Annotated in this window: 19 protein-coding genes; 2 read left to right on the top strand and 17 right to left on the bottom strand. The window is 50.7% G+C overall.

All coding sequences use genetic code 11. The annotated features are described in order from the left end of the window. The first annotated feature begins 176 nt into the window (after window positions 1–176). Window positions 177–320 (top strand): hypothetical protein, encoded by a 144-nt coding sequence (locus tag NYR52_RS06620; RefSeq protein ID WP_022736180.1) that lies wholly within the window; start codon window positions 177–179, stop codon window positions 318–320. Window positions 321–555: 235 nt separating this feature from the next. Beyond that, window positions 556–1821, top strand: a complete 1266-nt coding sequence (gltP, locus tag NYR52_RS06615; RefSeq protein ID WP_259436732.1) for a glutamate/aspartate:proton symporter GltP — start codon at window positions 556–558, stop codon at window positions 1819–1821. 27 nt (window positions 1822–1848) lie between these two features. On the opposite strand, the gene NYR52_RS06610 is transcribed toward gltP, so the two are convergent. The 17 genes from NYR52_RS06610 to accB form a co-directional block, all read right to left on the bottom strand. Beyond that, the gene (locus NYR52_RS06610) at window positions 1849–2586 is read right to left on the bottom strand and encodes an NAD-dependent deacylase (protein ID WP_054095396.1); all 738 of its coding nucleotides are present in this window, start codon (window positions 2584–2586) and stop codon (window positions 1849–1851) included. Then, window positions 2583–3962, bottom strand: a complete 1380-nt coding sequence (gene spoIVB / locus NYR52_RS06605) for a SpoIVB peptidase (RefSeq protein WP_259436545.1) — start codon at window positions 3960–3962, stop codon at window positions 2583–2585. Before spoIVB ends, NYR52_RS06610 begins: the two co-directional genes overlap by 4 nt. 175 nt (window positions 3963–4137) lie before the next feature. Then, window positions 4138–5838, bottom strand: coding sequence for a DNA repair protein RecN (recN, locus tag NYR52_RS06600; RefSeq protein WP_259436544.1), 1701 nt, complete (start codon window positions 5836–5838; stop codon window positions 4138–4140). A 16-nt stretch (window positions 5839–5854) separates the two neighbouring features. Further along, a complete protein-coding gene (gene ahrC / locus NYR52_RS06595) occupies window positions 5855–6307 on the bottom strand; it encodes a transcriptional regulator AhrC/ArgR (protein ID WP_029071792.1) in 453 nt (150 codons plus the stop codon). Further along, entirely contained in the window at window positions 6304–7182 is an 879-nt protein-coding gene (locus tag NYR52_RS06590; RefSeq protein WP_132220950.1) for an NAD(+)/NADH kinase, read from the bottom strand. The genes ahrC and NYR52_RS06590 overlap by 4 nt, the downstream gene beginning before the upstream one ends. Before the next feature lie 27 nt (window positions 7183–7209). Then, window positions 7210–7737 (bottom strand): hypothetical protein, encoded by a 528-nt coding sequence (locus NYR52_RS06585; protein ID WP_259436543.1) that lies wholly within the window; start codon window positions 7735–7737, stop codon window positions 7210–7212. Window positions 7738–7844: 107 nt separating this feature from the next. Further along, the gene (locus NYR52_RS06580) at window positions 7845–8657 is read right to left on the bottom strand and encodes a TlyA family RNA methyltransferase (RefSeq protein ID WP_259436542.1); all 813 of its coding nucleotides are present in this window, start codon (window positions 8655–8657) and stop codon (window positions 7845–7847) included. 3 nt (window positions 8658–8660) lie between these two features. Further along, window positions 8661–10547: a 1-deoxy-D-xylulose-5-phosphate synthase gene (gene dxs / locus NYR52_RS06575; protein WP_259436541.1), complete on the bottom strand. Its 1887-nt coding sequence runs from the start codon at window positions 10545–10547 to the stop codon at window positions 8661–8663. After that, window positions 10528–11151: a hypothetical protein gene (locus tag NYR52_RS06570; RefSeq protein WP_246026842.1), complete on the bottom strand. Its 624-nt coding sequence runs from the start codon at window positions 11149–11151 to the stop codon at window positions 10528–10530. The genes dxs and NYR52_RS06570 overlap by 20 nt, the downstream gene beginning before the upstream one ends. A 753-nt stretch (window positions 11152–11904) precedes the next feature. Beyond that, complete coding sequence (locus NYR52_RS06565; protein WP_246026841.1) at window positions 11905–12798, bottom strand: polyprenyl synthetase family protein; 894 nt, start codon at window positions 12796–12798, stop codon at window positions 11905–11907. Beyond that, the gene (xseB, locus tag NYR52_RS06560; protein ID WP_246026840.1) at window positions 12799–13059 is read right to left on the bottom strand and encodes an exodeoxyribonuclease VII small subunit; all 261 of its coding nucleotides are present in this window, start codon (window positions 13057–13059) and stop codon (window positions 12799–12801) included. Beyond that, complete coding sequence (xseA, locus tag NYR52_RS06555) at window positions 13052–14413, bottom strand: exodeoxyribonuclease VII large subunit (RefSeq protein WP_132220112.1); 1362 nt, start codon at window positions 14411–14413, stop codon at window positions 13052–13054. The genes xseB and xseA overlap by 8 nt, the downstream gene beginning before the upstream one ends. A gap of 74 nt (window positions 14414–14487) precedes the next feature. Beyond that, window positions 14488–15336 (bottom strand): bifunctional methylenetetrahydrofolate dehydrogenase/methenyltetrahydrofolate cyclohydrolase FolD, encoded by an 849-nt coding sequence (gene folD, locus NYR52_RS06550; RefSeq protein ID WP_259436540.1) that lies wholly within the window; start codon window positions 15334–15336, stop codon window positions 14488–14490. 114 nt (window positions 15337–15450) lie between these two features. After that, window positions 15451–15885, bottom strand: a complete 435-nt coding sequence (nusB, locus tag NYR52_RS06545; protein WP_022736168.1) for a transcription antitermination factor NusB — start codon at window positions 15883–15885, stop codon at window positions 15451–15453. Window positions 15886–16079: 194 nt separating this feature from the next. Further along, window positions 16080–16451: an Asp23/Gls24 family envelope stress response protein gene (locus NYR52_RS06540; protein ID WP_022736167.1), complete on the bottom strand. Its 372-nt coding sequence runs from the start codon at window positions 16449–16451 to the stop codon at window positions 16080–16082. Next, on the bottom strand, window positions 16444–17805 hold the full coding sequence (accC, locus tag NYR52_RS06535) for an acetyl-CoA carboxylase biotin carboxylase subunit (RefSeq protein ID WP_022736166.1): 1362 nt from the start codon (window positions 17803–17805) through the stop codon (window positions 16444–16446). The genes NYR52_RS06540 and accC overlap by 8 nt, the downstream gene beginning before the upstream one ends. Window positions 17806–17827: 22 nt before the next feature. Continuing rightward, window positions 17828–18331 (bottom strand): acetyl-CoA carboxylase biotin carboxyl carrier protein, encoded by a 504-nt coding sequence (gene accB, locus NYR52_RS06530; protein ID WP_132220110.1) that lies wholly within the window; start codon window positions 18329–18331, stop codon window positions 17828–17830. Between the last annotated feature and the right edge of the window lie 136 nt (window positions 18332–18467).

Here is an 18467-nt window from a genome sequence, read left to right as displayed (position 1 = left end):
GTTTCCTTTTTTGCATTCGACAAACGTAAAAATCTTCCTGCAATTCCCGGTACTAATTGCGGAAAATTTGTAAATGTCGTGAAAATGAACGTTTGGTTTTTAAAAGATTCCATTTATGTATTCTAGAATATTCATCACCCTATTGAAGAACCCTATATAAAAAGGAGGTGATAACAATGAGACACCAAACTGACGAGCGTAGCTTGGAACAACGGCAAAAAGAGCGGAAAAACAGACAAAGCTCGCCAGAGCAACCCACCGTAGGACCCACCCATGCTGGCAACAAGAAATTGACAAGTCCTGACCGTCCCTCTACATAATCTCACCGGCCGAATGGTATCTCCATTCGGTTTTATTTTACCGAAACAATGATACCATATATTTTCCGATTAATATTATAATTGTTATTCCAGTTGAATTACAACGTAAAATAATTTAACATATTAAGCATGTCAATTATTGACTTAGTCAAATGTTTTGCCTTGCCACCTAAATTTATAAACAAATGATGATCTATCCCTTATATCAGTCATAGCGTGAGGTGATTATATGAAGATGAAAAAAATTGGCTTAGCTTGGCAAATTTTAATCGGACTCATCCTGGGGATCGCGGTTGGTGCCGTCTTTTATGGTAACCCCAGTATTGAACAATACTTACAACCAATCGGCGACATCTTCTTACGGCTGATCAAGATGATCGTCATTCCCATCGTCGTCGCAAGCATCATTGTCGGCGTCGCTGGTGTAGGGGATATTAAGAAACTTGGCAAAATCGGCGGCAAAACCATTCTCTACTTCGAGATCATCACCACCATCGCCCTCTTGGTCGGGCTTTTGGCAGCCAACATTTTCCAACCCGGCGCCGGGGTCGATATGAAAGCGATTCAAAAAACAGATATCCAAAAATATGTGGATACCACCCATGAAGTGGAAAACCATGGCATGGTTGACACTTTCGTCAACATTGTCCCAACGAACCTGTTCACTTCTCTGGCTGAAGGGGACATGCTGGCCATCATCTTCTTCTCGGTGATGTTCGGTCTCGGGGTTGCCGCCATCGGCGAACGGGGCCAACCGGTATTGCAATTCTTCCAAGGTGTAGCTGACGCGATGTTCTATGTGACCAACACCATTATGAAGTTCGCACCATTCGGCGTATTCGCCCTGATTGGTGTAACCGTATCCAAGTTTGGTTTGCAGTCGCTCATCCCGCTCAGCAAACTGGTCATTTTGGTATATGCAGCAATGCTGTTCTTCGTGCTCGTCGTACTTGGTCTGACAGCCAAATTGTTCGGCATCAATATCTTCTCAATGATTCGCATCCTGAAAGACGAACTGATCTTGGCGTACTCTACATCCAGCTCGGAAACCGTGTTGCCGAAACTGATTGAAAAAATGGAGAAATTCGGTTGCCCCAAAGCGATCACTTCCTTTGTGATTCCGACCGGATACTCCTTCAACTTGGACGGCTCTACATTATATCAAGCGATCGCAGCCATTTTCATCGCGCAAATGTATGGAATCGATCTCACCTTGACCCAACAAGTTACCTTGTTGCTCACCCTGATGGTTACTTCAAAAGGGATTGCAGGGGTGCCTGGCGTTTCTTTCGTCGTACTCTTGGCCACGCTCCATGTAGTGGGAATTCCGCCTCAAGGTCTGGCCTTCATCGCTGGCGTCGACCGCATCATGGACATGGCCCGGACCGTGGTAAACGTCATTGGTAACTCCCTTGCAGCAGTGGTAATGTCCAAATGGGAAAAACAATATGATGAGAAACAAGGCCAATCCTATCTGGCTGAAATAAAACAAGCTGCATAATAAATGTACAAGCCCGTTGCGTTAAGTTTAACCAACGGGCTTGTTTTTTATTAACAGTTCGGCATGCACTTGCTGTAGCCAAGCACCAATCTTCTCCCCGTTTACCACCAAATCGGCCTCAGCGTCAAAATCAGTGGGCTCCCAATTGATGATGACCAGCTTGGCCCCTTGTTCCTTTGCACGAACGGGAAAGAAGTTGGCCGGACTCACTTGCAAGGAAGAACCCAGTACAATCAACAATTCCACTCCGTCAATCAGCGCTTCGGCCCGCGCTACCTCCTGCTCCGGCAAATTTTCCCCAAACAGCACCACCTTCGGGCGGATAAAACCTCCACAAACACACATTGTGCCGGCGTCTGTCTCATACTTTTGCGCGGGGTAGGTCTTCTGGCACTCCATGCAAACGAGCTCCCGCAAGCTACCGTGCAACGCAGCCACCCGCTTGCTGCCCGCCGCTTGATGAAGCCCATCGACATTCTGCGTGACAATCCCATCGATCCAACCTTTCTTTTCCCATTCAGCCAACACCGTATGCCCTTCGTGAGGCTTTACCTTGAGCAAGCCTTTGATCCGCTGGCGATAAAACTGGATAAATGGGTCACGGTGATGAGTCAGCGCATAGGTACTGGCATAATAGGTTGGATCTTTGTCCCGCCACATTCCTTGCTTAGCAGAACGAAAATCCGGCAACCCGCTTTCCGTCGACATTCCCGCACCTGTAAAAATCACCGTTTTGTTCGATTGTCTGATCCACTCGCTGATCAATTTCCTCCGCCTTCCTTTCCCAATTTTCCGTTATTGTAACACAAAAACACAGCGGAACCCGAAAGGGTACCCGCTGAAGTTTGCATCACGCCCGCATCCTGCAACATCCATTCGATAAACGTTCCATAACCAGAAGTCGGATCATTGACGAACACATGAGTTACAGCTCCGACTAATTTACCATTTTGAAGGATCGGGCTACCGCTCATCCCTTGTACAATGCCCCCGGTTTTTTTCAATAAACGCGGGTCAGTTACTTTGATGATTAAGCCTTTGGTTGCCGGATACTTTTGCCGTAGCGCATGCAGGATTTGTATATCAAACGCTTCCACCTTTTGCCCTTCAACGACCGTTAAGATTTTGGCCGGCCCTTCTTTCACCTGATCGGCCAAGGCGACAGGAATCGCCTGTTTTGCTTCGCCTGCTCCGGGCATGTCGCCCAATTGCCCGAATATCCCGAATGGCGTGTTCTTCTTGATATTGCCCAAGACCTGATGCTCCTGGAAGAATATCGCCCGTTTTTCTCCAGGCTCCCCTGATTCCCCTTTTTGAATCGATGTCACACTCGATTGCACGATTTTTCCATCACCCACCCGAATCGGCTGGCCGGTGTCCATGTCGGTGATAACATGTCCCAACGCGCCATATACCTGATGAGCCGGGTCGTAAAAAGTGAGTGTTCCCACTCCCGCCGCGGAATCCCTGATGTAAAGACCCAAACGATACATCTGCTCTTTTTCGTCAAACACAGGTCGAATCGACACGGTTCTCTTCTTCCCATCACGCATGACAACCATGTTTAGCACCCGCTTCTCTTTGCCGGCCTGATTGACGGCATCAGCCACATCCCTGATTTCCTTCACCGGTTTGCCATTCATGCGTACCAAATAATCCCCGACGCGAATATCGGCTTGTTCGGCCGGAGATTTCACTTCTTTATTTTTGGTATGCACCACATGATGCCCCACGACCAATGCCCCATCTGAACGCAATTTGACGCCGATGGATTGTCCTCCCGGTACCACTTTTAACTGGGGATAGACCTGGACATCCACCTGTTTAATCGGCAGCTTCCCAAACAACTTCAAAGTCAGTTGCGTCTTGCCGACCGCTTGCGGCGACAAGGTCATTGGCTGCTTGAGATCAAGCGGCACGCGGGCGTTTGCCGCACCATTCACATGAAGAACAGCTGGATTGGAAACATTAGCCGTAGCTGTTACAGGCATGGAGAGCTGAAGCTTGCGCCATTCTCCCTGAAGGAGACGAATTTCCCGGGGAAAGTTGGTAAATTGACGAAATGTCGTGGTGGTACTTCCCAACATGATGAGAAGCACGAGGAGAAAGCCAAAGAACTTTTTTGCTGAAATCCTGTTCATTTTCATCATCACTCTCCTCAAGCTTCCCGCCTACCCCTCCGCCTAATTCGTGGTCTTTACTAACTTTAAGTTAACCGCGCCCTTGGGCTTTTATGTTCGACAAATGCTTCCTCCCCAACATAAAAAATGCCTTTGACCGACCAAAGGCATCCCCCTTGAATTCGATCAACGGCATTTATCCATAACGCTTCACTTTTTCAGCCAAACGGATCATCTCTTCCGCGTGTTGCATCGTGCGGTTGGTCACTTCCACTCCACCTAACAACCGGGCCAACTCCATGGTGCGGCCGCGACGGTCGAGGCGATCCACTTTGGTACACGTTTTATCCTCTTTTAGCTCTTTGGAAATATAAAAATGATGATCTGCCATACAGGCCACTTGCGGCAGGTGGGTAACGCACAAGACTTGATTTTGTCTGGCGACCACCGCGATTTTCTCAGCAATCGCCTGGGCCGCTCGTCCGCTCACCCCAGTGTCGATTTCATCGAAGACCAAGGTGTCCGCACTGTCGGTGGCGGTAAAAATGCATTTTAGTGCCAGCATGATCCGTGACAATTCCCCGCCGGAGGCAATTTTGGTGAGAGGCTTGAGCGGTTCGCCCGGATTGGGTGCGATTTGGAATTCCACCATATCCTGCCCATGTGGCAACAGTTCATTCGCTTGGTATGTTTCAGAATAAAAAGCCACATGAAATACGGTTGAAGCCATATTCAGATCAGCCAGTTCTTGCTCCACTTTGGTTTCCAGTTGGGCAGCAGCTTCTTTGCGCAATTGGGTCAGTGTTTTAGCCAACGCATAAAGGTCGGTTTCCGCGGAAGCAATCTTCTCTTCCAATTCAGCCACAGATTCTTCTCGATGTTCCAGTTGACTCAATTCCTGACGAACCTTGTCCCCGTAAGCCAGAATTTCCTCGATCGAATCGCCGTACTTCCGCTTCAGCTGCTTAATCAAGTGCAAGCGCTCTTCCACCTCATTCAGACGACCCGGATCATATTCAAACGCATCCCGGTAACGACCAATGGCGCGCGCTGCCTCTTCCAGCTGATAATAAGCGGATTGAGCGCTTTCCAACAAACCGCTAAGCGACTCATCCACTTCCGCCATTCCTTCCAAATGCGTCAACGCTTCCTGCACCTGCTCCAATCCGCCTTGTTCGCCGTTTAAGTGTTGATAAGCGTGAGTGGTATGCATCATCAGTTTTTCGGCGTGAGCCAGGCGGCTGCGCTCTTGCTCAAGTTCTTCCTCCTCGCCCGGCACCAATGCCGCGGCTTCAATCTCTTGTGCCTGAAACTGCAACATATCCACACGGTACGCCAAGTCCTGCTGATCCATACGATAGCGAGCCAATTCTTTCTTGAGCGCCTGATATTCTCGGAACCGGGCTTGATACTGCTCCCTGAAGGCGATCACTTCTTTCCCCGCAAACGTATCCAGCCAGGACAAATGCTCTTCTACGCGCAAGAGGGCTTGGTGTTCATGCTGTCCAGAAATGTCCAACAGCGTCTGCCCCATCTGTTTGAGCATGGCAAGCGTGATCATACGGCCATTGATTCGGCAGACGCTTTTACCGTTTGCGGTGATTTCCCGGCGGATGATTAAGGTGTCTAACTCATCAGCGGCAAAACCCCACTCCTGGAGCAACGCATAGGCAGGATGGGAAGCAGATACTTCAAACACAGCTTCGATCTCCGCCTTGTCCGCGCCGTACCGCACAAATTCTGCAGAGGCGCGCCCACCGATCACCAATCCGAGTGCGTCAATCAAAATAGACTTACCGGCACCCGTTTCGCCCGTCAAAACATGAAAACCTTCACTCAATTGCAGCCGAACCTCTTCAATGATCGCAAATTGGCGAATAACGAGTTCTTTGAGCATCTCTTCCTATCGCCCCTTATACCAGATCCAAGAAGCGTTGCACTAGCTCTGGTGCTTTTTCTTTCGAACGGCAAATAATCAATATGGTGTCATCTCCCGCCAGTGTCCCCAATAACTCATCCCAATCCAGATGATCCATCAAAGCAGCGATCGCATGAGCGTTGCCCGGCAATGTCTTCAATACGATCAGATTTTCACTCGCATCAATGGAGACAAACGATTCCTGCAAGGTGCGCTTCAGTTTTTTGAGCGGATTGATCCGCTTGTCTTCAGACGGCACTGAATATTTATAGATTCCCTTGGAGGTGGGCACTTTCACCAACTGCAATTCCTTGATATCCCGGGAAACAGTGGCTTGCGTTACGTTATAACCCGCCTTCTTCAGCTCTTCCACCAATTCGTCTTGGGTTTCTATCTCCTTCATGCTGATGATTTCACGAATCTTAATATGACGCTGAGCCTTCATCACTTTCCTCCTACCCTACTGTCCACACTTTCTCCTTGAAGTTTTTTCCTAACCACTTCAAAAAAAGAACGGTCTTGCCATTTGATCAGGTGTGCGGGAGTGCGGGAGCGTTTCACCCGCACTACGTCCCCTTCCCTCAAACAATATCCGATCTGCCCGTCGATGGTAATCGCCATTTCGCGATGGACGGCGGAAACATGGATTTCCAACACCGCTTCTGCAGGAAGAACCATGGGCCGCGATGTTAGGGTGTGAGGGCAAATCGGTGTCAGCAAAAGCACCTGTATGCCCGGATAAACAATCGGCCCTCCGCAAGAAAGCGAATACGCCGTTGACCCGGTTGGCGTGGACACGATCAAGCCATCACCGGAATATGTCCCCAGAAACATCCCATCCATATAAGCCGTACATTGGATCATCCGTCCGAACGAACCTTTGGAAATGCCAATGTCATTCAGAGCAATTCCCGTTTCGACTACCTCGTTGCCACGCAACACCTCAGCTTCAAGCATCAGCCGCTGTTCAATGGTATAATCCTCATTCAACACACGGTCGACGGTCATAGACAGATCATCCGGCTCCGCTTCCGACAGAAAACCTAGCTGTCCCAAGTTGAACCCCAAGATCGGCAATCCCGCCGCGGCAAAACGCCGGGCCACGCCGAGGAGCGTCCCGTCCCCTCCCAACACGAAAACCAATTGCACGCGTTCGGTAAATCGCTCCAATTCCAACCCAAGATCCGGCCGTTCTAATCGCATGGCCAAAGCGTTGTCCACAAGGACTTCAGCCCCGCGTTCCTCCAAGAGGTGAACCAATCGCTCCGCTACTTGCACACTCTTCGATTTGCTTTGGTTCGCTGTGATGCCGATGGTTTTCAACAGTTCCACCTCTATCTCTCAAATCCGTCAGAATAGTATCAACCACAACAAAAGCGCACCCAAACCTATACCGCCGTACACCGCTAACCCAGCTCGCGACCGTTTGGCGTGAAACGGCAACTCTGGCACATCAAAAAAAATGCGCTTGACCGTTCTTTTTTCACGATCGACGTATAACAAGCCATCAGGTTGACACAACAGATAATACGCGAGGAAAAAGTCGCGCAATCCAGCACCTGACAACCGCAGAGGCTTTCGTTGCCTCGCCACGATTACAATATAACATTCCTCGTCTTGTCTGGCGATATAATCAATGTACAGGCGGCTCTCATATTCCTTGTCATCCATCTCGATCGAAAGAGGGATTCTCTCTTTGCCGCCTATGACTTCATACCCGTTTTCCCTCAACAGATCAGGCACTTCTCCCCGGAATTCCTCCTTTGGCTCCGAGGGAGAATTGCCCCTGAAGCGCGGTATGAATTGGGTGGCGATTAAATACAAGATGGCGCCCAATATCAGAAAAAGAACGAGGGTATCTCCAGGTTGTTGGGCCATTCCCCTCCCCCCTTTTCCTAATTATTCGCATCAAGGGCGCAGAACCCTGCCACCAATAAGAGATTAGCGGGATCTGCCACCCAGCTTATGGGCGCCTCGTGCTTCCTTTAGAATCTGTTATGGGCCGCCGTTACAACTTGCGCGATATCTTCGGACAAGTCGCCTGGCGTCACGGCCTCTTCCAAAACCAAGTAACCGAGAAACTCGATGTTCCCTTCGCCTCCTTTGATCGGAGAAGGGGCCAACCCCCGCACATCAAAGCCAAGCTCAGTGGCCATCTGCACAAAACGGCTTAATACCTGTCGGTGAACGGCTGGGTCCTTGACGATTCCCTTTTTGCCCACTTGTTCTTTGCCGGCTTCAAATTGCGGCTTGATCAGCGCAATCACTTCCCCTTGTGGTTGCAACAGCTTTTTCAGTGTCGGCAAGATGTGTTTAAGGGAAATGAAAGACACATCGATCACCGCAAAGTCAGGAGTCGCTCCTTTGAGGTCTTCTGGTTCAAGGTATCGGAAATTGGTGCGCTCCATCACGATCACACGTTCGTCTTGGCGCAATTTCCAAGCCAATTGTCCATATCCGACATCGATGGCGTACACTTGTTTTGCCCCATTTTGCAACGCACAATCAGTGAAACCACCCGTGGATGCCCCGATGTCTAGCACCACGCGTTGCTCCATTTGAATCGGAAAAACCCGCAGGGCTTCTTCCAGCTTCAACCCACCGCGAGAAACATATGGATGAAGCTCGCCTTTCACCTCAATCACGGCATCAACGGGGATTTTCATCCCCGCTTTGTCCACCCGTTCATTATTCACCAATACAAGGCCGGCCATAATGGAGCGTTTCGCTTGTTCACGACTTGCAAAATGGCCTTTATTCACAAGCAATATGTCAAGACGTTCTTTTTCCACTTGCAACCCTCATGCTTTCTGGATTTTTTGCGCAACGTGTCGCCGCACTTCTTCGGCGATTGCGTCAGGTGTAAGCCCCACCTCGGCGCGTTGCTCGGCAATGCTGCCGTGTTCTACATAATAATCTGGCACACCCAACACTTTTACAACCATCCCAACTTGTTCCTGAGCGGCGTAGTATTCCAATACGGCGCTACCAAATCCACCCGCGATGCAAGCCTCTTCCACCGTAAACACCGGAATCTGCTCCCGCGCCAACTCATCCAGGCACTCCGTGTCGAGCGGTTTTGCAAACCGAGCGTTGATCACGCGAGCTTCAATGCCGTCAGCCGCCAAGCGCTCACTTGCGGCCAAAGCGATGGGCACCATGTTGCCGAACGCCAGAATCGCCACATCATTCCCTTCCCGCACACATTCTGACTTGCCGATCGGAATGGTGCGGAATTCCTCATCCATAGGCACGCCTACCCCAGCTTCTTTGGAATAGCGGACAGCAATGGGGCCATCATGGTTTACCGCCGTATACAACATGTGCTGCAATTCATTTTCGTCTTTCGGCATCATGATGACCAAGTTCGGTTGGTTTCGCAAGAAGCTGATGTCGTAGATCCCTTGGTGCGTCTCACCATCCTCGCCGACAAAGCCGGCCCGGTCAATGGCAAAGACCACAGGTAAGTTCTGGCGGCACACGTCATGCACCACTTGGTCGTAGCCACGCTGCAAGAAAGTAGAATAAATGGCCAACACCGGCTTGATCCCTTGTGTTGCCAAACCGGCGGCAAAAGTGACCGCATGTTGTTCAGCAATTCCCACATCGAAACACCGATCAGGATAAGCCGCTTGAAACTTCTCCAATTTGGAGCCCGTCAACATCGCGGGCGTCACAGCCACAATTCGCTCATCGTTCGCTGCCAAACGAACCAAAGTGTCTCCAAACACCGCTGGGTACGCAGGCGCCCCGCCCGCTTTTTTCTGGAACGCGCCCGATTCGATTTTGTATGTGCCGACGCCGTGATACACAACAGAATCATTTTCAGCGGGTTTGTAGCCATATCCTTTTTTGGTCACGACGTGAACCAACACCGGCCCTTTTGTTTTGCCGGCCAATCGCAAGCTCTCCATCAATTCGTCCAGCTTGTGGCCATTCACAGGACCGATATAGGTAAATCCGAGAGTTTCAAACAGGACACCAGAGACGACTAGATATTTCAAGCTATCTTTGATCCGCTCCACCGTTTTGGCAAAAGGTGCGCCTACCGTGGGGATCTTCATAAGCAGCTGTTCTACTTCTTCTTTGATTTTGTTGTAACTTTTGTTGGTCCGCAAGCGCGCCAAATGGTTGTGCAACGCGCCCACGTTAGGACTGATCGACATCTCGTTGTCGTTCAAGATGACCATCAGATCTTTCTTGGTTTCGCCGATGTGGTTCAACGCCTCCAGCGCCATTCCACCTGTCAGAGCCCCATCACCGATGATGGCGATCACTTTATTGTCCTCGCCTTTGAGGTCACGGGCTGTAGCCATCCCCATCGCACCAGACAGGGATGTACTACTGTGCCCTGTTTCCCACACATCGTGTTCACTTTCCCGCATTTTCGGGAATCCACACAATCCTTTGTATTGCCGCAAGGTGGGAAACATCTCCCGGCGATTTGTCAAAATTTTATGCACATATGCTTGATGCCCCACGTCCCACAACATTTTGTCCCGTGGACTGTCAAACAAATAATGCAGGGCGATGGTCAACTCAACCACGCCCAGATTGGACGCCAAATGGCCTCCTGTTTTGGATAAACTCTCTATAAGAAATTGACGGATTTCCTCTGCTAATTTCGGCAATTCTTCCACAGACAACCGTTTAAGTTGATCCGGAGAATTAATCTGTTCGAGGAGCACGGATAACGCCTCGCTTTCGCTTTCTTTTCTTATTCGATTTCACATGAAACAAAGACAGTCGAAACTGTCGGTTTATCCAATAAAAAAATTTACCAACCCTGAATATGATCTGATTGGAATAATGAATGGATAAGGTCTTGCCGAGCGCCTTTCCCCCAACAGTCAGCGCGGAGATGAGCGAAACCAACACGATATCGACCGCCCCGCTACTTAGCTTTAATTCTGGGAAAGATATCACAAATGAAGCCACCACGGCAACAGCGACTGCACCACTGATCACTCCACTGATATCGCCAACCACGTCATTGCAGAAGTTGGAGAATTGGTCTGCCCGCCTCACGATGCCAATGGCTTCTTTGGCTCCGGGAATCTTTTGGGCCGCCATGGCGTGAAGCGGTTTCTCAGAAGCGGCCGCAGCGGCGATGCCCAACATGTCAAATCCGATCCCGATCGCCACAATCATCAGCAGGACCATCATCCCCCCACCCCAGGACATCCCTCGAAGCACGGTTTGGGAAGAGACGGTCAAAATACAGGCGATAAATGCGGATATCAGACTGACAGTAATCGCCCAGCGCATAGATTTTCGGAGTAATGAAACCATCAGGTAAAAATCCCCTTCATCCCCAACATTCCAGAAAAATGCCGGTCTCATGATGGACCGGTTTTCGCAGCTTAACTCTTCATCCCTATGTAATTTCCCCGGTTTTCAACCCTATATGTGAGAAGAGTGGCGACAACCTAGGTAAACTCTGCGGCTTAGGTCCAGTAGGCTTTCCCAAAGGGGTATCCCGATCGTCGCCGATCTGGCGGTTTCCCTTTACAACCCCTCTCGGCACCGTCACCGAATGCCGGACTGGACTGCCACTCAGTCCGCACTTTAATCCCTAGATGGCCATGCCTTTTTGGCAAACAGTCTAGGAGTTTTCCTCAACAGCCCGTTCCAGTCTCCTAGCCTCTTTTGCAACAGAGCTTTCAACCGCGTTCCGCTTTGAAGCGGAGCACGATATCCCCACCCTGTCACTCAAGGCAGGCTACGCTACACCCAGTTGATCCCGAGATGCAGGTTCATACCCCAAGCCGTCGTTCCCGCATGAGAGCGTACACGACGAACATTGGGCCTCCGCGGAAGAAGGGTCAACGCCCGCATGCCATTGCGGATCGCCCTTCAACCTTAACTCTCAGCATCAGCCCATAGCTGGGCGCCACAAGCCAACACCAAGAACTTCATCGATGTGCCCTTTAGCGGATTTTTAGGCCCGCCTTCAGAGGTGGTGGGCTGACTAGAATACTGCGCCACTCTTCAGTAGTACATTTTATTATAGCATAAGCTTATCGCCTTAGCACCTTGCAGAACTTACCTGTCGCGAGCCAAAAGATAGTCGGCAATTTGAAGCAACCGCTCCGGATTGATCCCATCATGCCCGATGATGGCGTTTTTGGCTTGCTCGGTTATTTCATTGAGTCGCTTTTTAGACTCCTCCAGCCCGAGCAAAGCGGGATACGTAGATTTTTGATTGGCTTCGTCACTACCAACCGGCTTGCCGATCAGCACAGCATCTCCGATGACATCCAAAATATCGTCTTGAATTTGAAACGCCAATCCCAACCGATACGCATATCGGGTCAAAGCCGCCAAAGCCTCTTCATCTGCGCCAGCTACCATCGCTCCTGCACGTACAGAAAACGCGATCAGGTCTCCCGTTTTCCGGTGGTGAATGCTTTCCAGTTCAGCCAGCGTCACCGTGCGCCCTTCGCCTAGCAAGTCGTCCACCTGACCGCCAACCATGCCTTTGGCACCTGCAGCCACGGAGGCTTCATTGATCAGCGCCAAAGCCACTTCCGGTGCAACTCCCGTTTCTCCTGCCGCGCGGGCCATAATCCCGAACGCTTCCGTCAGCAAGGCGTCACCCGCCAATATCGCGTGCGCTTCGCCATAGACTTTATGATTTGTCGGCATACCACGGCGCACATCATCATCATCCATTGCTGGCAAATCATCATGTATCAGGGAATAAGTGTGAATCATTTCAATGGCACAAGCGAAAGGCAACGCTTGCTGAGTGTTTCCCCCAAGCGCTTCCACTGTCGCCAAGACAAGAACAGGCCGAAAACGCTTACCTCCGGCTAAAAGAGAATACCGCATGGCATCCTTCAAAACAGAAGGAATCCCTTCTAATCCGGCTGTGTAATCGTCAAGGGCCTGATGTACGAGCTTGGCTTTTTCTCTCATGTAGCTTTGTATCTGCACCTAATCCAAGTCCTCCTCTGCCACAAACGGTTTTTTTATCCATTCCCCGTTTTCTTGCATCAACATTTCCACCTGTTGTTCGGCCCACTCAAGCTTTTTCCCGCAGAGGTGGGAAAGCTTCATCCCCTCATCGAACAACTGGATGGCCTGTTCCAGGGGTGCGTCTCCCCGTTCCAACAGCTGCACCACTTCTTCCAGCCGCTCCAACGCCTTCTCAAAGGGGAGCGACTCCAGTTGCGTCAGATCGATTGGATCACTCATCGCCATTTGCCTCCGATCTCCAAACTTGACATTTGAGTTGGCCGTCAGCCACCCGTACCCGGATCAGATCTCCAGGCCGGACTTGTTGCCTTGATTTCACCAACTCACCGTTTGCGTGTCGGTACACGAGCGAATAGCCGCGTTGCATCACTTTGAGCGGACTTAGGGCGTCCAATTGAGCCACCAATGCTAGATGCTTCTGGCGCATACCGTTTAACTGTTGCAACATCGCCTGGCGCTGATTGCGCTCCAAGACGGCGACGCGTTCACGCAGTTGTCTGATCCGTTCTTGGGGATGATGCGCGGCCAACCGGACACGCTCATTTGCCAAGCTTTGGCGTTTCTCCCGGACAAGCTGCACCATGGCACGCTCCAATCTAGCCTCCAACTCATCGCGCCGTTGCACGTATTGGTGCAAACGGGCATGGGGATATTTAAAAATCGGTCGATCCACGCTTTTCTCCAACCGCTCACGAGCCCGATCAAGTACAGCCATTTGCGCCCGTAACAACCGTTGAGATAGCAATGCGACCCGCGCTTTCAGATCTTCCACATGGGGGACCACCAGCTCAGCAGCGGCGGTTGGTGTCGCCGCTCGCACGTCAGCCGCAAAATCACTGATCGTCACGTCTGTCTCATGACCCACTGCGGAAATCACGGGTACCTGAGAACGATAAATGGCGCGGGCCACGATCTCTTCATTAAACGCCCACAACTCCTCAAGCGAACCGCCGCCCCGCCCCACGATCAACACATCTGCTTCCAGGTGCAGGTTCATCCGGTCAATCGCCGCTGCGATCTCCGAAGCCGCTTTTTCCCCCTGAACCGACACAGGATGCAACAAAATGCGCGTGAGGGGATAGCGGCGGCGCATCGTCGAGATAATGTCGCGCACCGCCGCTCCATGTGCGGAAGTGATCACGCCAACGGTTCTGGGAAACGCGGGAATAGCTTTTTTCGGGGCATCAAACAACCCTTCAGCAGCCAACTGCTCTTTCAAGCGCTGAAACGCCACATGCAAGTCGCCCACTCCGCTCAAACGCATGTCTTGGGCGTAAAGTTGCAAGCTTCCACTTTTTTGATAGATGGAAACATAACCCTTGACCAGCACCCGGTCCCCATTTTTGGGGACAAATCGCAAGCGGCGATTGTTGCCTGCGAACATCACTGCATTCAGGGTGGCATTTTCATCTTTCAAAGTGAAATACATGTGGCGGCTATGGGTGTGTTGCGAGAAATTGGAAATCTCCCCTTCCACCCACACCCCTTTTAAGCTATCGTCGTCTTCCAGCTTGCGGTAAAGATGTTGAACCAAATCCGTTACCGACCAACGTTCGGGTTCACGGATCATCATCTTCCCTCACTTTGTCTGTAAGAATGAGTAAAACCTTTTCTCACCTTATCATGTTCTGCGGCTACCGTCCATGCCTATTTGCCAATTCTTTTGGCCGCTTCTACCGTGTTGCGCATCAACATGGCAATCGTCATCGGGCCTACCCCGCCCGGAACAGGAGTGATGGCGGAAGCGATCTCCTTAACTTCGTCAAACTTGACATCACCAACCAGTTTCCCCTCATGGCGGTTAACACCAACGTCAATGACTACCGCACCCGGTTTAACATGCTCGGCAGTCAGCATCTCCGGCCGCCCTACTGCCGCGATCACTATATCGGCCTGCTTGGTATGGGAAGCCAAATCAGCCGTCCGGGAATGACACATGGTGACAGTGGCGTCAGCACGTTGGAGAAGCAGGGAGATCGGTTTGCCCACAATATTGCTCCGACCGACGACAACGGCGTGCTTTCCAGCGATTGGTACGCCGCTTCGTTGCAATAAATGCATGATGCCATGAGGCGTGCAAGGCAAAAGTGCTTCTTGGCCAATAACCATGTTGCCAACGTTGACTGGTGTAAATCCATCCACATCTTTGGCGGGAGAAATGGTAGCAATCACCTTGTCCGGATTGATATGATCTGGCAATGGCAATTGTACCAAAATCCCATGGATGGCAGGGTCGACATTGAGCGTTTCGATTAGCTCCAACAGCTCTCGTTCGGAAATAGACGATTCGCGGCGGATTAGCTGGGAGTTGATTCCCACTTCTTCAGAAGCGCGAATTTTCCCTTTCACATAGGATTCCGATGCTGGATGATTGCCTACCAACACCACTGCAAGGCCTGGAATCAAGCCTTTTTCCTTTAATTTAGCCACTTCGATTTTCAATTCGCTACGCAATTCTTTTGCGATTGTTTTTCCGTCGATAATGGTTGCCGTCATTTTATCCACATCCTTATTTCTTAACATTAATAGCAATTTCACTCATTAATGTTCAGTTTATCCTGTTCACTCTTGGATGTAAAGATAAAATGAGAGGGGGGGCACCCCTCCCTCTTATGAGTTGATCTCTTGATTGTCCACTTGCTGTTGGGGAGGGAGATCAGCAACCAACCGCCCTAACACCCCGTTGACAAAACGGCCAGATTCAACACCGCCAAACGCCTTGGCCAAATCGACCGCCTCATTTAAAATAGCGGCTCGCGGCGTGTCCACTTCATGCATCAACTCATAGACCGCCAACCGCATGATCGCCCGATCCACGGAAGAGATGCGGGAGAGTGACCAGCCTTCCTTTAAATGACGTTCAATCATCGGATCAATGGTAGCCTGGTGCTCCCTCACCCCTTGCGCCAGACGGAGGTAAAATGCCTGATCTTCCTGTTCCAGCTTTTCACCTCGCGTCCGGATCACATCCGTCTCTTCATCGGGATGAAACTCACATTCGTACAATGCTTGAATCACTCTTTCACGTGCGATTCTTCTGCTCATTAAAACCTTCCTCCAAAAAGAAGCCCGAGCAGTGTCTGCCCGGTCCCATAATTTTGCGCATCCATATTATCGAGCTTGTTTGATCGGCCGTCGCGCATCAAAGCGGTGCCTGCCTCATTCGTATTTTGCCCAGAGAAACACCGTCTCTTGCATGGTTCTCGACTCTACGCGCGCGGGAAAGAGTGAAAGGATTTTCACTCGGATTTCTCCGGCGGCATCTTGATCCCATCTACGCGAACAATTACTTTATCGACTGTCAAACCGGTCATGCTCTCTACTGCCGTCTTCACTTGCTCTTGGATTTCGCGGCCCACATCTGGAATATGGAAACCATATTGTACCACAACCGCCAAGTCAATCGTAAGTTGGTCTTCCAGATCAACGCGAATTCCTTTCTTCAGGTTTTTACGTCCCAGCAGTTGGTTGATGTCCCCAACAACCCCTCCGCTAAGGGTGATCACACCGTCCACCTGGGAAGCTGCGATGCCCGAAATCAATTGAATCACTTCTGGAGCGATCTCTACTTTGCCAAGTTGGTTCGCGTCGTTTTGGTACAAATCACTCATGCCGATCCTCCTCGTTTAAATTAGTCTTCTCCAAGAATTGGATATGGAAGTCACCTGACACAAAGTTGGGATGGTTCAACACCTTCAGATGGAACGGAATGGTCGTGTGCACGCCATCGATCGCAAATTCTTTGAGCGCGCGGTTCATACGTTCGATTGCCTCCTGCCGGTCTTTCCCCCAAACGATCAGTTTGGCCACCATCGAATCATAAAATGGGGAAATTTGATACCCTTGGTAACAGGCGCTGTCAATGCGCACGCCATTTCCGCCCGGAGGTAGGTAGAATTGGATCTTACCCGGAGACGGCATGAAGTTTTTGTCCGGCCGCTCCGCATTGATCCGGCATTCAATCGACCAACCGTCGAAACGAATGTCTTCCTGTTTCCATTTTAATTTTTCTCCGGCGGCAATGCGAATCTGTTCTTTGACCAAATCGATTCCAGTGATCAACTCGGTCACCGGATGTTCCACTTGAATCCGGGTGTTCATCTCCATGAAATAAAAATTACCGTCTTTGTCCAGCAAGAATTCGACTGTCCCCGCACCGGAGTATTGTACAGACTCCGCCGCTTTCACTGCTGCCTCACCCATACGGGAGCGCAAATCTTCACTCAGCGCTGGAGAAGGCGCCTCTTCGATCAGTTTTTGGTAGCGGCGCTGGATGGAGCAATCCCGCTCACCCAAATGAATCACATTGCCGTAATTGTCAGCCAGCACCTGAATTTCAATATGGCGGGGCTCAACCAAAAATTTCTCCAGATAAACACCGGAGTTTCCGAAGTTGGCTTCCGCTTCCTTTTGCGCCAAGGTGATTGCACGCGTAAGCTCTTCTTCGTTGTAAACGACACGCATTCCTTTACCGCCGCCACCTGCTGTCGCTTTCACAATAACAGGGTACCCGATCTCTGCCGCGGTTTTGGCCGCTTCTTCCAGATCATCGATCACGCCTTCAGTCCCGGGAACGGTCGGCACTCCCGCCTCTTTCATGGTCTCGCGCGCCGTGGTCTTATCCCCCATCTTAACAATCGCTTCTGGCGAAGGGCCGATGAAAGTGATGTTGCATGCCGTACACAATTCCGCAAAATCGGCGTTCTCCGCCAAAAAACCATAGCCAGGGTGGATGGCGTCTGCTCCCACCAAGGTCGCCGTGCTCAGCAGGTTAGTCATGTTTAGATAGCTGTCTCGAGCCGCCGCCGGGCCAATGCAATACGCTTCATCCGCCAAAGTCACGTGCAACGCATCGCGATCCGCTTCTGAATAGACGGCGACGGTGCTGATCCCCAGTTCGCGGCAAGCGCGGATGATGCGAACGGCAATCTCACCGCGGTTTGCGATTAAAATTTTATTAAACATAGCGTAAACCTCCTCCCTTGGCCTAAGTTGTTTTCACCAGGAACAGAGGCTGGCCGAACTCAACCAACTGACCGTTTTCGACGAGAACTTTCACAATCGTTCCACGCACTTCGGCTTCGATCTCATTCATCAACTTCATCGCCTCCACGATGCAGACGACCGTATCCCCATTTACCGTATCGCCTTCTTTCACATAAGGGTCTGCATCCGGAGCCGGAGCGCGGTAGAAGGTTCCCACCATGGGCGAAACGATTTTATGTAGATTGGCATCGTCTACCTCTTCCTCTGCTTTAGCGGGCGCTGCCACTTGAGGCTCTTTTGGAGACGCAGGTACTTCCTGAACGGGCGCCGGAGCCGGAGCTTGTGGAACAACACTTGCCGGAGCTTGTGGCGCAACAGCCATAACAGGAGCCCCTGATTTTTTGATGGTAACTTTTGTACCTTCTTTATCAATTTCAAATTCTTCAATGCTCGACTCATCAATCAACCGAATCAGTTCACGGATTTCATGCATTTTAAATGCCATTGCCTATCACTCCTTGTATTGTCTTGGCAAGGATACTCAAGTATGATAATAACGCTAATAGCATACCGTTTTTTTAGTGGTTTGACCACCCCTTGAGCATAAACGGAGCCCCATCGACCCTCTGCCTTTTAAAGCC

Origin of the sequence: Laceyella sacchari (genome assembly GCF_024927925.1) — a bacterium.
In the GTDB taxonomy this organism is placed as follows: domain Bacteria; phylum Bacillota; class Bacilli; order Thermoactinomycetales; family Thermoactinomycetaceae; genus Laceyella; species Laceyella sacchari.
Note: the sequence above shows the minus strand (reverse complement) of the source record. Positions and strands in the feature narration are given on the sequence as shown.

What these genes read in the sequence shown, in the direction of transcription:
- folD (WP_259436540.1), bottom strand. Translation starts at nt 15,336, where the DNA reads ATGACGGCAACCATTATCGACGGAAAAACAATCGCAAAAGAATTGCGT.
- NYR52_RS06570 (WP_246026842.1), bottom strand. Translation starts at nt 11,151, where the DNA reads ATGGTTTCATTACTCCGAAAATCTATGCGCTGGGCGATTACTGTCAGT.
- recN (WP_259436544.1), bottom strand. Translation starts at nt 5,838, where the DNA reads ATGCTCAAAGAACTCGTTATTCGCCAATTTGCGATCATTGAAGAGGTT.
- xseA (WP_132220112.1), bottom strand. Translation starts at nt 14,413, where the DNA reads ATGATGATCCGTGAACCCGAACGTTGGTCGGTAACGGATTTGGTTCAA.
- spoIVB (WP_259436545.1), bottom strand. Translation starts at nt 3,962, where the DNA reads ATGAACAGGATTTCAGCAAAAAAGTTCTTTGGCTTTCTCCTCGTGCTT.
- nusB (WP_022736168.1), bottom strand. Translation starts at nt 15,885, where the DNA reads ATGAGCAGAAGAATCGCACGTGAAAGAGTGATTCAAGCATTGTACGAA.
- accC (WP_022736166.1), bottom strand. Translation starts at nt 17,805, where the DNA reads ATGTTTAATAAAATTTTAATCGCAAACCGCGGTGAGATTGCCGTTCGC.
- gltP (WP_259436732.1), top strand. Translation starts at nt 556, where the DNA reads ATGAAAAAAATTGGCTTAGCTTGGCAAATTTTAATCGGACTCATCCTG.
- NYR52_RS06585 (WP_259436543.1), bottom strand. Translation starts at nt 7,737, where the DNA reads ATGGCCCAACAACCTGGAGATACCCTCGTTCTTTTTCTGATATTGGGC.
- accB (WP_132220110.1), bottom strand. Translation starts at nt 18,331, where the DNA reads ATGGCATTTAAAATGCATGAAATCCGTGAACTGATTCGGTTGATTGAT.
- xseB (WP_246026840.1), bottom strand. Translation starts at nt 13,059, where the DNA reads ATGAGTGATCCAATCGATCTGACGCAACTGGAGTCGCTCCCCTTTGAG.
- NYR52_RS06540 (WP_022736167.1), bottom strand. Translation starts at nt 16,451, where the DNA reads ATGAGTGATTTGTACCAAAACGACGCGAACCAACTTGGCAAAGTAGAG.
- NYR52_RS06620 (WP_022736180.1), top strand. Translation starts at nt 177, where the DNA reads ATGAGACACCAAACTGACGAGCGTAGCTTGGAACAACGGCAAAAAGAG.